The sequence below is a fragment of the Vibrio sp. MarTm2 genome (assembly GCF_027587055.1).
GTDB lineage: Bacteria > Pseudomonadota > Gammaproteobacteria > Enterobacterales > Vibrionaceae > Vibrio > Vibrio sinaloensis_D.
The window spans coordinates 603,636-618,050 of sequence record NZ_JAPPTK010000002.1 but is presented as its reverse complement, the minus strand read 5'-3'; the positions used below and the strand labels follow the sequence as shown (position 1 = coordinate 618,050).

The window sequence follows — 14,415 nt, the reverse complement described above, 5'->3', positions numbered from 1 at the left end:
TCCATATTGATATCATTATAATCGCAATCGAAACAATTTCCTCATCTCAATCGACATAAACTACAAGACAATCAATAATATTAGGTAATTATTAGTTACAAATCATACTATTGCGCGGCATTTTAAAACCAATTTACAGTACATGCACCCATTATCTTATGCGCAGCCAACGCAAACGTTTGCTTTTTGGTTCGAGATACGTATGATCGCCTACAATTTCATTCTCCTCTGAATAATAAGGGTTATCTATGTTTGGTACGGCTACACGTCAAAGCGCAACACGCGTTCTACTGCTTGGGTCTGGTGAACTTGGAAAAGAGGTCGCAATCGAGTGCCAACGCCTTGGGCTCGAAGTGATTGCCTGTGATCGCTACGAAAATGCACCAGCAATGCAAGTCGCTCATCGCAGCTACACCTTGGATATGCTTGATGGAGATGCTCTCGAGGCGATCATCGAAAAAGAACAACCGGATTTCGTTGTGCCTGAAATCGAAGCTATCGCAACCGATAAGTTAGTCGAGCTTGAAGCGAAAGGACTTAATGTTGTCCCTACTGCGAACGCGACGAAACTGACCATGAACCGTGAAGGAATCCGCCGTTTAGCCGCAGAGGAACTGGATCTGACAACTTCTCCTTACCGCTTTGCTGACAACTACCAAGACTTTACTGCCGCCATTGAAGCCGTGGGTATTCCATGCGTGTGTAAACCTGTAATGAGCTCATCAGGTAAAGGACAAAGTGTTATTAAGTCTGCTGATGATGTCCAAAAAGCGTGGGATTACGCTCAAGAAGGTGGTCGCACGGGGGCTGGACGCGTAATCGTTGAAGGCTTTATCGATTTCGATTATGAAATTACGCTACTGACTGCGCGCGCGGTTGACGGTGTACACTTCTGTGCTCCGATTGGTCACCGCCAAGAGGATGGTGACTACCGCGAATCGTGGCAGCCACAAGCAATGTCAGATGCAGCTCTGGCCGCCGCTCAAGACGCCGCAGGAAAAGTGGTCAACGCATTGGGCGGCTATGGCATTTTTGGTGTAGAACTTTTCATCAAGGGCGACACCGTTATTTTCAATGAAGTCTCCCCTCGCCCACACGACACAGGTCTAGTCACCTTGATGTCGCAAGACAGCTCTGAATTCGCGCTGCATGTGCGCGCCTTTACAGGTATGCCAATTGCTGGCATTACACAATTTGGCCCAGCAGCATCCGCGGTGGTTCTTGGCCAAGGCACTTCGCAAAACATCCGTTTTGAAGGTTTAGAGCAAGCGCTCGCAGCACCTCAAACCCAAGTTCGCCTTTTTGGTAAGCCAGATATTGATGGACGCCGCCGCTTAGGTGTCGCAATTACTCGTCGTGACTCCATTGAGCAAGCAATCGAAGATGCCGTCACTAGCGCAGCACAAGTAAAAGTGATTTACTAATCGCGATCGAAAGGGCGTTTGGTTTCCCAAACGCTCTTTTCATTTAAGACTCTATCAAATACACCACTTCGGTCATTCGAGCCCCTTCAATTTTTGAAAGTTTCGGTGGCATATCCGCCTCATCATTACGATGCAACTGGGTAATTTTGTAGCCTTCATACAAGCTTCTTACTTCTTGCTCTGGTACCGAAAACGGAGGCCCCGCCATCAGCGATTGATCGTACTCAAGTGTCACCAAGAGCATTCTTCCACCTGGGTTTAACAATGATTTAATGCGCTCAGCATACTCGCCACGCATCTCCTTCGGTAGTGCTACAAGAGAAGCGCGATCATAAACTATATCAACTGGCTGAATCGGCGCCGTGAAAAAATCTCCCACATAGATCGAGAGCTCATCAAACTGAAACAGCTCGTGTTGACCATTAACTGGCATCACCATTGGTGTATAGAAGTGTTCAGCAAAAAAAGCGCGTACCGCAATATTGCTTAGCTCAACACCTTGTACGTCGGCGTGTTTTGTCGCTAGCCAAACAAGATCTTCCGACTTACCACACAAGGGAACAAACACTTTCGAGTCATGCGTTGGGTTTGTATGCTTCCAATACTCGATAAGCAGCGGGTTAACATCTTCTAGGTGGAATCCAATTTGATTGGCCGCCCACTTAGAATGCCAAAATTCTGGGTCTTTCATTGTTATTCTCTGTCACTGACTTCACTTGCGCTTAGCCTAGCGAAAGCCCTATCTATTAACAATCTGATTCTTAAATTTCCGTTCAGATTAGGTTCAGGTGCGCGCTTTATACTTGGTTACATCTTGGTGATGAACTTAATCCAAATTGGTCACTCCAAAGAAATGGGACAGAGTTCAAAGATTGGATAGAGAAGCAAAAATCGCTATTGGAATCGGAGCTTTAGCCCCAAGATATGAAATGTAGAATCGTCAAGCTTAGTGATTGAAACCTTTTTCGACACCTTTTTCCTAAGCAACGACTCTAAGGAGAGTGAATGAGCCTTTTCCTACGTACGACGGCCCTAATGCTTTTAATGCTCAGCCGAGCGCCTGCTTTTGCTGCTGTACCACCAGCACCTGGCAGTGAGGAAAACCGTCCAGCGAATCAAAATGAAGTCTGTTCAAAAGCATTCAAGCATAATTTAAGCGGCCTTTACGGTATTAAACCGATCGCTTCTACACCACTTCAACCCTACTCAGACTTCGATATCCTTTATAGCAAAGCACACCAAGCTCAAGCTGAACTTGAAACTATCTGTAAAAGTACTGCACTACTCACATCCACAGACGCTTATTTCGCAGGCGTAAAATCCGCTGAACGTGCAAAAGAAAAGATCGCCTATGAGCTAGACGGCCAAACTGAACGCATTACCGATTTGGCTCGCGCAACGATCGTTGCAGACGACATTGAAAGCCTGATGTCTGCGTACGAAGTACTTAATCGCGAAACCACCATTGTTAAGGTGAAAAACCGCTTCAAAAATCCAGCGGCATCGGGTTATCGTGATTTAAATCTTCTGGTTCAGCTTCCAAAAACCAAGCTGATTGCGGAAGTTCAGGTCCATTTGAAAGCCATTGCCGATGTGAAAAGCGGTCCAGAGCATGATCTGTATGAGAAAATTCAGAAAATAGAACGTAAAGCAGCATCAGAGCGCCGCGAGTTTAGTGAGTTTGAGGTCGCACAAATCAAATCGATGCGCAGTCAATCTAAAGCGCTTTATCAACATGCTTGGCAACCATACCTCACGACACACCTCAGCGCCGCATAGTCTTTACCAAAAGAGCCCTCAAATGAGGGCTCTTAATGTATTGTTCAGTGCTCAATTAGACTGAGAGCACTCGATTCACCGCCGAGCTGATTTCAGCCTCACTCGCATCTAACGCCAGTGTGAAAGAGACATACTGATCGCCTCTCATGCTGAGTGAGCGGTCGACCTCTGCTAAACAGTGCATGACACGACCATCTAAAATAAACGACAGTTCGATCTCTTTCTTATTGATGAAGCCATTGTTTCGAAACTCAATCTCTTGGTAGCAGCCAGACTTCGAAGAGAAATTACTGCCACGTAAGTGCCCTTTTTCAACATCCGCTTTCACCATCGAAAAGCCCGCTTGTTCAATCAAGCCAATCACTTTCGCTGCCACAGGAAGTGGTTTCACTTCAACAAAATCACGATCTTTCGGGTCAATTGCAAAATCGATATCAAGCGTGGTTTCTACCCAGACGTGACACTGATTCTTTAATGCATTAAGCGCCGTAATTGGCGTCTCATCATCTAATTTCAATTCAAATGGAACTTGCTTGTTTTCACCAGGCTGAATGGTGAAAGGCTGAACGGCTTGCAGCTTGCCGATGATGAAGTCTTGGTAGCTCACACTATCATCACTTTCCACTTTTACTTCCGTACACAGCTTTAAATTGATGGCATCAATTTGCTGCTCAACGTCACCACCTTGTATGTGAACTGTCCCTTTAAGGGTTTCACCTTGAAATACTGACATACTTTCTAAAACGGTATCGACTTTTGCAGCGCCAATACCCAAGGATGCTTTCAACTTACCAAACATCTTCTTTCCTTTTGATTGTCGTTGTTTGCATTGATTTAACGTGTACCGCTACAACTAAGCAAGCCCTTTATCGACTATTTTTCTGAAAACACTCACGCTTTCGCACTTTTTCATGAGGTTTACCATCAAGGCTTTTGCAGCGTGACTTGCAATATCCTTTCAAATGTATAACCATTTGTATAGTCAATAAGTATACTGCGATGTCATCCAATGAGTAACTCCCCGCTTTATCTTCAAATCAAAAAGTACATTAACGACAACATTGAGTCTGGTCATTGGCCAATTGGACATCGAATTACTACTGAAATTGAGCTGACCAAACAATTTAATGTCAGTCGGATGACGGTAAATAAAGCAATTCGGGATCTCGTAGCTGAAGGAAAGTTACAGCGCAGACCTCGCCTAGGTACGTTTGTCTGTAGCAACGAAGATAAAGCGGAATCACCTTTGCTCGATATCCGAAATATTGCAGAAGAAGTCACCCATAGAGGTAAATCCTACTCAAGCAAAGTGGTAACTCAAACCGCGCTCCAAGCTGACGAAACCATCGCGACTAAACTCGGCGTTATGTTAGGGACGGCTGTTTTTTACAGTGAAATCATTCACTTTGAAGATAAATCACCCATTCAATATGAACTACGTTGGGTCAATGCTGCTTACGCTCCAGGGTATCTCGAGCAAGACTTTACCGAAATCACACCCAATCAATACTTATCGCAAAACTGCCCACTCAGTGCTATCGAGCATACCGTTGAAGCAATCGTCGCCGACGACCATGTTCGCTCTGCGTTAAAGTTAGGAGCAAATGAACCCTGCCTTTTGCTTAACCGACGTACGTGGAGTCAAGACAAGCTTGTGAGCTCAGCATTGCTCTACCACCCCGGCACTCGCTACAAATTAAGTTCTAAAGTTCTGCTCTCTTAGAGCATTTCATACTTTTTCATCGATCACATTTTCGCAACATCTCACTTGATCAATTGACTATCCTGAATGAGTATTTGTATATACATTTAATTAATGGAATATGCAGTATGTTCAAACAGCAACGATCTCCGTCATTTGATTTGGTGCTTACTAACGCCAAACTCGTGTCAATGGTGGCCGGTGATTGTGGTTATGAGATTAGCGAGCCAACAAATATTGCTATTCGACAAGGAATCATCGCCGAGATTGGAGACAACGTAGAGACCGCCAAGTCGGAAAGCTATGATTGCCAAGGGCAACTGGTTACTCCCGGCTTTATTGACTGCCACACTCACCTCGTCTACGCAGGTAACCGTGCCAACGAATTCGAGATGCGTTTGAAAGGTTTGCCTTATCAAGAGATTGCTAAACAGGGTGGCGGGATCCTCTCGACAGTACGTGCAACTCGCGAAGCCAGCGAAGAGGCGTTAATTGAACTTGCGTTGCCTCGGCTAGACGGTTTGCTACGCAGCGGTGTGACGTCAGTCGAAGTGAAATCTGGCTACGGATTAACATTGCGTGACGAAGTCAAAATGTTGCGTGCAGCTAAAGCATTGCAAGATCATCGTAAAGTGCGCGTGACCACAACACTCTTAGCCGCTCACGCTCTTCCTCCAGAATTTGCAGGCAAACCAGATGACTATATTGACTTCGTCTGCCAAGAGATCATCCCGCTTGTAGCAGAAGAGCAACTCGCCACCAGCGTTGATGTGTTTTGTGAGTCGATAGGCTTCGATTTAGCGCAAACCGAGCGTGTATTCGTTACCGCTAAAGAGCATGGTCTCCGCGTTAAGGGGCATACCGAACAACTATCTAATCTAGGCGGCAGCGCGTTAACCGCTCAGTACGAGGGCTTATCCGCCGATCATATCGAATACCTCGACCAAGCGGGCGTTGAAGCATTGGCTCAATCAGGCACTGTCGCGACGTTGCTCCCTGGCGCATTCTACTTTTTGAAGGAGACAAAGCTTCCTCCTATCGAGCTACTGAGAAAGCACAAAATACCGATGGCCATCGCGACCGATTTGAATCCTGGTACATCACCGTTCGCAGATTTGACTATGATGATGAATATGGGGTGTACCCTCTTTGGTCTCACACCTGAAGAAGCGCTGCGTGGTGTCACTTGCCATGCAGCAAAAGCATTAGGATATGGGCAAAGTCGTGGCCAGATACAAGTAGGGTTTGATGCGGATTTAGCCATTTGGGACGTGTCCCACCCTGCTGACTTTAGCTATCAACAAGGCGTGTCACGCCTATCGAGTCGCATCGTACAGGGAGAGTTGGATCATGTCTGAACAATCTAGCGATAAAACGCTCACAACAGTTCAAGAATTTCATTGGCAAGGACGTCACGACGCTGAAGATGGTGCGCTCGGGAAACGCGTCCATCATGTCATTAAACAGATTCCAGTTCGCGATCTAGAGCCCTATCACAATGCCGTTAGCTTACTTGGTTTTGCCTGCGATGCCGGCGTTGCTCGCAACAAAGGCCGAATAGGCGCACGTAAAGCCCCCGATCTCATCCGCCGCGCTTTAGCGAATATGGCTTGGCATAAAAAAAGCTCGCTTATCGATTTGGGTAATGTTGTCTGCGAAGATGATCTACTCGAACACTACCAGTCAATTTGTGCTGATGTGATTGCAACCGCATTGCGCTCAACGCCTGTCATCACTTTAGGTGGTGGTCACGAAGTCGCTTGGGCTTCCTTTCAAGGCCTCGCGAGATATTTTGAATACCTTAGCCCGTCACAGCCGCCAAAGATTGGCATTATAAACTTTGATGCGCACTTTGATCTACGGGCCTTTGAAAGTAGCCACGCCGATGTAAAACCAAGCTCAGGTACGCCATTCAATCAAATTTATGATTACTGTAACAAGCATGATTGGCCATTCCATTACGCCTGCCTTGGGGTCAGTCGAGCGAGTAATACTGAAGCACTGTTTAAACGAGCTGAAGAGCTTGGCGTCTGGTACGTGGAAGACAAAGATCTTGCGCATCTCAACCACATGTATCACTTAACTCAATTACAGCACTTTATTGATAACTGTGACTATATCTACCTCACCATCGACCTAGATGTCTTTCCAGCGGCGACAGCGCCTGGCGTGAGTGCCCCGGCTGCGAGAGGCGTGAGTATAGATACCGTCGCACCATTTCTAGACAGAATTTTGCACTATAAGCAGAAGCTAGTGATTGCCGATATCGCCGAGTACAACCCAACCTACGACGTAGACAGTCAGACGGCGAGATTAGCCGCTCGACTTTGTTGGGATATCGCCAACGCATTTTCAGAAAAATAACATTAAACCAAGTAGTGGAACCAAGTCACTTTGGTGGCTTGGAGAGCTTCGTACTACTTGAATAACATGAAACACAAGGAGTCTTACCATGACGGAACGCCAAGTAGAAGATAAGCGTCTCGATACTAGCCGTACAATTCGTGCCCCACATGGCACGCAGTTGAGAGCAAAATCTTGGCTGACGGAAGCCCCACTTCGCATGCTGATGAACAATCTAGACCCAGATGTTGCCGAGCACCCTCACTCACTCGTCGTGTACGGTGGCATTGGTCGAGCTGCACGAAACTGGGAGTGCTACGATAAAATTGTCGAAGTGCTAGAGCGCCTTGAAGACGACCAAACCTTACTCGTTCAATCGGGTAAACCTGTTGGTGTATTCCCAACTCATAAAAATGCACCGCGCGTACTGATCGCTAACTCTAACTTGGTGCCGCACTGGGCTAACTGGGAGCACTTCAACGAACTCGATAAACAGGGTTTGATGATGTACGGACAAATGACTGCGGGAAGCTGGATTTACATCGGCTCACAAGGCATCGTCCAAGGTACCTACGAAACCTTTGTCTCTGTAGCGAAAAAGCACTTCAACGGCGATCCTAAAGGGCGCTGGATCCTAACAGGTGGCTTAGGGGGAATGGGGGGGGCTCAGCCTCTCGCTGGCACTATGGCTGGCTTTTCTATGATTGCTGTCGAGTGCGATGAGTCGCGCATTGACTACCGCTTACGTACTGGCTACGTCGACAAGAAAGCCACGAGCCTAGACGAAGCACTCGCGATTATCTACGAATCAGACACTCCGGTTTCTGTGGGCCTACTTGCCAATGCAGCCGATGTGTTCCCTGAACTTGTAGAGCGTAACATTACTCCAGACGTTGTTACCGACCAAACCTCTGCGCACGACCCATTAAATGGTTACCTGCCACTAGGCTGGTCAATGGAACACGCTGCAGACATGCGCCTCAAAGATGAAGCGGCGGTGGTTAAAGCGGCAAAAGAGTCAATGGCAGTGCAAGTCAAAGCGATGCTTGACCTTCAAGAACGCGGCGCAGCAACACTCGATTACGGCAACAATATCCGTCAGATGGCACTAGAAGAAGGCGTAGAAAACGCATTCGACTTCCCAGGCTTTGTCCCTGCGTACATTCGTCCTCTGTTTTGTGAGGGAATTGGTCCATTCCGCTGGGCGGCGCTATCAGGCGATCCAGAAGACATTTACAAAACTGACCAAAAAGTAAAAGAGCTTATCCCAGACAACCCACACCTCCACAATTGGCTGGACATGGCCCGCGAACGAATCCAGTTCCAAGGCTTACCAGCTCGTATTTGTTGGGTCGGATTGAAAGATCGCGAACGTCTCGGTCAGGCATTCAATGAAATGGTCAAAAACGGCGAGCTAAAAGCGCCAATCGTCATCGGCCGTGATCATCTAGATTCAGGCTCGGTAGCGAGTCCAAACCGAGAAACGGAAGGCATGATGGATGGCTCAGATGCCGTTTCTGACTGGCCATTACTCAATGCTCTGCTGAACACGGCGGGCGGCGCAACATGGGTATCTTTGCATCATGGTGGTGGCGTCGGTATGGGCTTCTCTCAACACTCAGGTATGGTTATCTGTTGTGATGGTAGTGATGACGCGTCTCAACGTATTTCTCGCGTGTTGCATAACGATCCTGCAACGGGCGTAATGCGCCACGCTGATGCAGGCTATGACATCGCGAAAAACTGTGCAGCACAGCAAGGTCTTGATTTACCGATGCTTAACGAAGAACTGAAAAAGCTAAAATAAGCTCAGCTGAATAAAGGAAGATGAAGATGTTAAATTTACAGCTAAAGCCTGGATTTATTAGCTTAAAAGAACTGCGTCAAGTGAGTCGTTCTCCAGTGATTCTTTCATTGGACCCAGAAGCGATTCCGGCCATTGACGAAAGCACGAAAGTTGTCGAGCAAGTGATTGCTGAAGATCGCACGGTTTATGGCATCAACACTGGCTTCGGTTTGCTGGCCAACACTCGTATCGCCCCTGAAGATCTTGAAACACTGCAAAAAAGTATCGTGCTTTCGCATGCTGCGGGTATCGGCGAGCTTATGGCAGATGAAACCGTCCGCATGATGATGGTCTTGAAGATCAATAGCTTGTCTCGCGGCTATTCCGGTATTCGCCTGAAAGTGATTCAAGCCTTGATTGATTTGGTGAACTCTCAGGTTTATCCATGCGTTCCGCAGAAAGGCTCGGTAGGCGCTTCTGGGGACCTAGCGCCTCTTGCTCACATGAGCACGGTTCTACTGGGTGAAGGTGAAGCGCGCCACAACGGAAAGATCATTTCTGGATTAGAGGCACTGAAAATCGCTGGCCTTGAGCCGATCACTTTAGCACCTAAAGAAGGTTTAGCACTACTAAATGGTACCCAAGCTTCAACAGCCTTTGCTCTAGAAGGTTTATTTGCAGCAGAAGATCTGTTCGCTTCAGCCACGGTATGTGGTGCGATGTCGGTAGAAGCCGCATTAGGTAGTAGACGCCCATTCGATCCACGTATTCACCGCGTTCGTGGACACAGAGGTCAAATGGACGCCGCTCTAGCCTACCGCCACATGCTAGATGTCAGCAGCGAGATCGGGGTATCACATACGGGCTGTGAAAAGGTGCAGGATCCTTACTCGCTGCGCTGCCAGCCTCAGGTAATGGGTGCTTGTTTGCAGCAAATTCGAAACGCCGCTGACATCTTGGAAATTGAAGCAAACTCAGTGTCTGATAACCCACTTGTGTTCGCAGAAGATGGCGACATCATCTCCGGTGGTAACTTCCACGCGGAACCTGTTGCTATGGCCGCCGATAACCTAGCACTTGCCATCGCTGAAATCGGCAGCCTCTCAGAAAGACGTATGGCTCTGTTGATTGACAGCGCTTTGAGTAAGCTCCCGCCATTCTTGGTGGACAACGGTGGAGTAAACTCTGGCTTTATGATTGCTCAGGTAACGTCTGCGGCACTCGCAAGTGAAAACAAGACCCTAGCTCACCCAGCTTCGGTCGACAGCTTGCCAACGTCAGCCAACCAAGAAGATCACGTTTCGATGGCGACATTTGCTGGTCGCAGACTACGTGATATGGCGGAAAACACTCGAGGCATTTTGGCTGTAGAGTACTTATCTGCAGCGCAGGGCATCGACTTTAGAGCACCATTAAAATCATCGCCAAGAGTTGAAGAAGCGAAACAAATCCTACGTGAGAAAGTCAGCTTCTATGATAAAGATCGCTACTTTGCACCGGATATTGAGCAAGCAAACTCGCTGCTTAAACTGGCGGTTCACAACCACCTTATGCCAGAAGCGATATTACCGAGTTTTTAACAGATAAAATTAAGCCCCTCATTTAGGGGCTTATTAGCTCATCATTTGTCGTAACGTTTATATCCAACGCCTAACTCTCTGCTTGTAATCTAAATATTCCGCACCAAACAGTTTCTCTAATGCTCTCTCTTCTGGCTTTATTTGAAATCGATTCATATAGTAGATATAAGAAAAAGCAAAAATGATAGACAGTATATTTTGGTGCCAATATGAAAACCCGATTAATAATAACAACAAAGCCAGATACATAGGGTTTCGGCTGTAAGCAAATATTCCAGTGTCGACTACTGTTGAAGCACTCTCGACTTTTATCGGATTCACTGTTGTTTTTGAGCGCCGAAATTCCACTACGCCTGCAATGCCGATAATTCCAGACGCTATGAAGCATAATAAAAACACTACACCAGGTGCTGGTAGCGAAATCGTCAAGTCAGTAAAACCATGAGCCAAACGATTAACAATAACCATAAGAACGATAACGACGGCGACAGGCGGAACTTTTAACTCGAGCTTATCCATAAACATAACGTAATACCTTGCGTTAACAATTAAAAAATAGCCCAACTTAACGCTGGGCTATTTATTATTAGAGAATCGAAAGCAGTACTTGTACTGGGTGTTTTACTTTCATGCCTTCAAACCGTTTGACTTGGCTTCGGCAAGAATAGCCCGTAATTAGGCAGCGCTCTTTCGGTAACTGCTCTAAGTTTGGTTTCCAACTCAAACCATAGATGTCTTTTGACATTTGCAGCTTATCGACTTCATGGCCGAACGTGCCTGCCATTCCACAGCAGCCAACAGGTACCGTATTTAATACTGCACCGAAATGCTTAAAGATGCTGCCCCACTCTTTTTCTGCATTAGGCATCTTTGTTTTTTCAGTACAGTGAGCGAGTAAGTACCAAGGCTCTTGTACCCCTTCTTTAACCCCTTCGAATTCACTCAGGCGAGGCTCTAGCCACTCATGTGCCGTCAGTACGTTGAAGTCGCCACGCTTGTCTCCAAGCACTTCCGTGTACTCATCGCGGTAGCAAAGCACTAACGCCGGATCGACGCCCACTAAGGGGATATCGATATCCGCAACTTGTTGTAAGAACGCTGCGGTATTTGCGGCATTGCTGGCAAAGCGCTTAAGGAACCCTTTTACGTGTTGCGCTTTTCCATTTGGTTTAAACGGGAGCAGTACCGGTGTTTTGCCAAGTTTCACAATCAGGTTTGCAAAGTCTTCGACCACTTCTGCATCGTAATAGCTCGTGAACGGGTCTTGAACGATAACGACGTGATTTGCTTTGTCTTCTTTTGACAACGCTGCTAGCGCCTGCAAATCAAATGGCTTCAACCCTGACAAACGCTTCTCTAGTGTCGGAACCGACATTAACGGCGCATCCACATAGCCAACCGTTGATGCCGTCAGGTCTTGCACCCACTTCTGTTTCAGAGCGGTATTCACCACCTTTGGTGCTTTCGCCATCAACGGCAGCATGGTTTCAATATTAGCGACGAGGTAATCCTTCGCAGGACGTTGATAACGTGAGTAGTAGATATTGAGGAAGCGCGAGCGGAAACTCGGTACATCAACTTTAATCGGGCACTGGCTGGCACACGCTTTACATGCCAAACATCCATTCATAGCCTCATGAACTTCATGCGAAAAATCGTACTCATGGCGCTTATTAAAACTGTTGCGAACCCGATCAAGCATGGTTTTTATCGATGCCGTTTGTTCTAGGGTTTGCTTTTCCAAATCGAGAATATCGATGCCATGCTCGGTTAACTGTCGCAGCCACTCTCGAACCAAACCAGCGCGACCTTTCGGCGAATGACGACGATCTGCGGTAACTTTCATCGATGGACACATTGGCGATGACGTATCGTAGTTAAAACACAATCCGTTGCCATTACACTCCATCGCCTGCTTAAAGCTATCACGCACCTGCACATCGATTTGTCGGTCATAGAAGCCACGCTTGGTATCGGTCACTTTGACCAGTTCAGCATTGCTTTCAAGCGGTGTACAAATCTTCCCCGGATTCATCTTGTTGTGAGGGTCAAAGGCACCTTTAACTCGCCTCAGCTCAGTAAATAGCTCTTGCCCAAAGAACTCAGGGCCATATTCAGAACGATAACCTTTGCCGTGCTCACCCCACATTAAGCCACCGTATTTGGCGACCAGCTTCACCACTTCATCAGAGATCTGGTGCATTAGCGCCTCTTGCTTCGGATCGCAAAGATCTAAAGCGGGCCTTACGTGAAGAACGCCAGCATCAACGTGACCAAACATGCCGTAGTTGAGTTGTTTTGCATCTAGCAGCTCGCGGAACTCTGCAATAAAATCCGCCAAGTTCTCAGGAGGTACACAAGTATCTTCAGCAAACGCGACAGGTTTTGCTCGACCTTTAGCTGCACCGAGTAAGCCGACCGCTTTTTTACGCATATTGTAAATACGACCAATGCTTGCGACATCATCACACACTTGATAGCCGATGATGCCCGCCTCGCCATTTTCTAGCATCTGGTCAATGCGCGCAGTTAACGCTGCGACTTGAGACTCGACTTCATCCACATCTTGGCCAGCAAACTCCACCATGTTGATCCCTTGCATATCTTTGCCCGGGACGTCCGTCAGAAGATCGCTCACGGTGTGCCAAACAATATCTTGCTTGGCCAAATTGAGCACTCGAGAGTCGACGGTTTCAACCGATAGCGCATTGGCTTCGACCATAAAGGGGGCGTTGCGCAATGCTGAATCAAACGAGTCGTACTTCACATTAACCAAAGTTCTGGCTTTAGGAATCGGTGTTAAATTGAGTTTCGCTTCAGTGATAAACGCCAATGACCCCTCAGCGCCACATAGAACGCGAGTCAAGTCGAACTCATTGGTCTCATCATCGAGCGCGTTTTTCAGATCATAACCTGTCAAAAAACGGTTCAGCGGCGGAAACTTTTTGTTGATTTGCTCTCTCTTTTCTCGACAAACCTTCTCGGTCACTTTAAGTGCTTGATAGGCGAACTCACCTTCTTTGGGCAGGCCATGAGAAAGGTCTGATTCTAAAACCGATCCATCAGCGAATACCGCTTGAAGCGATAGCACGTGATCTGACGTTTTACCGTACTTTAAGGAGCCTTGACCAGACGCATCGGTATTGATCATGCCACCCAAGGTGGCGCGATTACTGGTCGAAAGGTCAGGAGAGAAAAAGTACCCGTAAGGTCGGACGGCATCATTTAGCTGATCTTTAACCACACCAGTTTGAACTCGGACCCAACCTTCCTGCTCATTGATTTCAAGTACCTTATTCATATGGCGAGACAGATCGACCACGATACCCGAAGTCAGGGATTGGCCATTGGTCCCGGTACCGCCTCCACGAGGTGAAAACGTGATGCGTTCAAAATCGGAATGTGCGCTTAACTTACCAATAAGAGTGACATCTTGAGTGTTTTTTGGATGAACAACAGCTTGTGGGAGTTGTTGATAAACACTGTTGTCTGTGGCGACCGCTAAACGGCTAGAATATTGGCTTTCGATGTCCCCGCTAAAGCCAGATTGGCGCAATTTGTCGAGAAAACTGATGACGACGGGATCCACATCAGATTGAGAGTGTAATCTTGGTAACATTTGCTTCCTGCCCCTACTACGCTGATCCAATCAGCATTGGGTTCTTTATATAAAGTTATAATCTTTGAGTTGTGTCACTTTACAACATTTAAAAGGGTGATCAAAACAGAAATGCAGTGTCAAATTGGAACTTATCGCAATTCTTTCCCACACTTAGAAATCATGGACTTGATTTAAAGTGT

The 14,415-nt window shown here is 47.0% G+C and carries 11 protein-coding genes; 7 read left to right on the top strand and 4 right to left on the bottom strand.

Annotated elements, in window-relative coordinates:
- The first annotated feature begins 248 nt into the window (after positions 1-248).
- Positions 249-1,424 (top strand): formate-dependent phosphoribosylglycinamide formyltransferase, encoded by a 1,176-nt coding sequence (gene purT, locus OH458_RS07225; protein WP_269977782.1) that lies wholly within the window; start codon positions 249-251, stop codon positions 1,422-1,424.
- A gap of 43 nt (positions 1,425-1,467) precedes the next feature.
- Here purT and OH458_RS07220 read toward each other — a convergent pair whose 3' ends face one another.
- Positions 1,468-2,115 (bottom strand): thiopurine S-methyltransferase, encoded by a 648-nt coding sequence (locus OH458_RS07220; protein WP_269977781.1) that lies wholly within the window; start codon positions 2,113-2,115, stop codon positions 1,468-1,470.
- Between the two features lie 314 nt (positions 2,116-2,429).
- On the opposite strand from OH458_RS07220, the gene OH458_RS07215 reads away from it, so the two are divergent.
- Entirely contained in the window at positions 2,430-3,203 is a 774-nt protein-coding gene (locus OH458_RS07215) for a phosphoribosylglycinamide formyltransferase (protein ID WP_038215080.1), read from the top strand.
- Positions 3,204-3,258: 55 nt separating this feature from the next.
- Here OH458_RS07215 and OH458_RS07210 read toward each other — a convergent pair whose 3' ends face one another.
- Entirely contained in the window at positions 3,259-4,002 is a 744-nt protein-coding gene (locus tag OH458_RS07210; protein WP_038189115.1) for a sporulation protein, read from the bottom strand.
- A gap of 210 nt (positions 4,003-4,212) precedes the next feature.
- Between OH458_RS07210 and hutC the strand changes: the two genes are divergently transcribed.
- The 5 genes from hutC to hutH all read left to right on the top strand — a co-directional run bounded on the left by hutC (position 4,213) and on the right by hutH (position 10,614).
- Entirely contained in the window at positions 4,213-4,926 is a 714-nt protein-coding gene (gene hutC, locus OH458_RS07205; protein WP_269977780.1) for a histidine utilization repressor, read from the top strand.
- 170 nt (positions 4,927-5,096) lie between these two features.
- Positions 5,097-6,263: an imidazolonepropionase gene (hutI, locus tag OH458_RS07200; RefSeq protein ID WP_443088501.1), complete on the top strand. Its 1,167-nt coding sequence runs from the start codon at positions 5,097-5,099 to the stop codon at positions 6,261-6,263.
- Complete coding sequence (gene hutG, locus OH458_RS07195) at positions 6,256-7,269, top strand: formimidoylglutamase (protein WP_269977778.1); 1,014 nt, start codon at positions 6,256-6,258, stop codon at positions 7,267-7,269. The genes hutI and hutG overlap by 8 nt, the downstream gene beginning before the upstream one ends.
- Positions 7,270-7,357: 88 nt before the next feature.
- Positions 7,358-9,055 carry a urocanate hydratase gene (gene hutU / locus OH458_RS07190; protein WP_269977777.1) on the top strand — a complete coding sequence of 566 codons (1,698 nt, stop codon included), beginning with the start codon at positions 7,358-7,360 and terminating at the stop codon, positions 9,053-9,055.
- Positions 9,056-9,075: 20 nt separating this feature from the next.
- Complete coding sequence (hutH, locus tag OH458_RS07185; protein WP_269977776.1) at positions 9,076-10,614, top strand: histidine ammonia-lyase; 1,539 nt, start codon at positions 9,076-9,078, stop codon at positions 10,612-10,614.
- Between the two features lie 57 nt (positions 10,615-10,671).
- On the opposite strand, the gene OH458_RS07180 is transcribed toward hutH, so the two are convergent.
- Positions 10,672-11,133 (bottom strand): methyltransferase family protein, encoded by a 462-nt coding sequence (locus OH458_RS07180; RefSeq protein ID WP_269977848.1) that lies wholly within the window; start codon positions 11,131-11,133, stop codon positions 10,672-10,674.
- 67 nt (positions 11,134-11,200) lie between these two features.
- Positions 11,201-14,233 carry a D-2-hydroxyglutarate dehydrogenase YdiJ gene (gene ydiJ, locus OH458_RS07175; protein ID WP_269977775.1) on the bottom strand — a complete coding sequence of 1,011 codons (3,033 nt, stop codon included), beginning with the start codon at positions 14,231-14,233 and terminating at the stop codon, positions 11,201-11,203.
- Positions 14,234-14,415 lie beyond the last annotated feature (182 nt).

What these genes read in the sequence shown, in the direction of transcription:
- OH458_RS07210 (WP_038189115.1), bottom strand. Translation starts at nt 4,002, where the DNA reads ATGTTTGGTAAGTTGAAAGCATCCTTGGGTATTGGCGCTGCAAAAGTC.
- hutU (WP_269977777.1), top strand. Translation starts at nt 7,358, where the DNA reads ATGACGGAACGCCAAGTAGAAGATAAGCGTCTCGATACTAGCCGTACA.
- OH458_RS07180 (WP_269977848.1), bottom strand. Translation starts at nt 11,133, where the DNA reads ATGGATAAGCTCGAGTTAAAAGTTCCGCCTGTCGCCGTCGTTATCGTT.
- hutH (WP_269977776.1), top strand. Translation starts at nt 9,076, where the DNA reads ATGAAGATGTTAAATTTACAGCTAAAGCCTGGATTTATTAGCTTAAAA.
- hutG (WP_269977778.1), top strand. Translation starts at nt 6,256, where the DNA reads ATGTCTGAACAATCTAGCGATAAAACGCTCACAACAGTTCAAGAATTT.
- hutI (WP_443088501.1), top strand. Translation starts at nt 5,097, where the DNA reads ATGGTGGCCGGTGATTGTGGTTATGAGATTAGCGAGCCAACAAATATT.
- OH458_RS07220 (WP_269977781.1), bottom strand. Translation starts at nt 2,115, where the DNA reads ATGAAAGACCCAGAATTTTGGCATTCTAAGTGGGCGGCCAATCAAATT.
- ydiJ (WP_269977775.1), bottom strand. Translation starts at nt 14,233, where the DNA reads ATGTTACCAAGATTACACTCTCAATCTGATGTGGATCCCGTCGTCATC.
- OH458_RS07215 (WP_038215080.1), top strand. Translation starts at nt 2,430, where the DNA reads ATGAGCCTTTTCCTACGTACGACGGCCCTAATGCTTTTAATGCTCAGC.
- purT (WP_269977782.1), top strand. Translation starts at nt 249, where the DNA reads ATGTTTGGTACGGCTACACGTCAAAGCGCAACACGCGTTCTACTGCTT.
- hutC (WP_269977780.1), top strand. Translation starts at nt 4,213, where the DNA reads ATGAGTAACTCCCCGCTTTATCTTCAAATCAAAAAGTACATTAACGAC.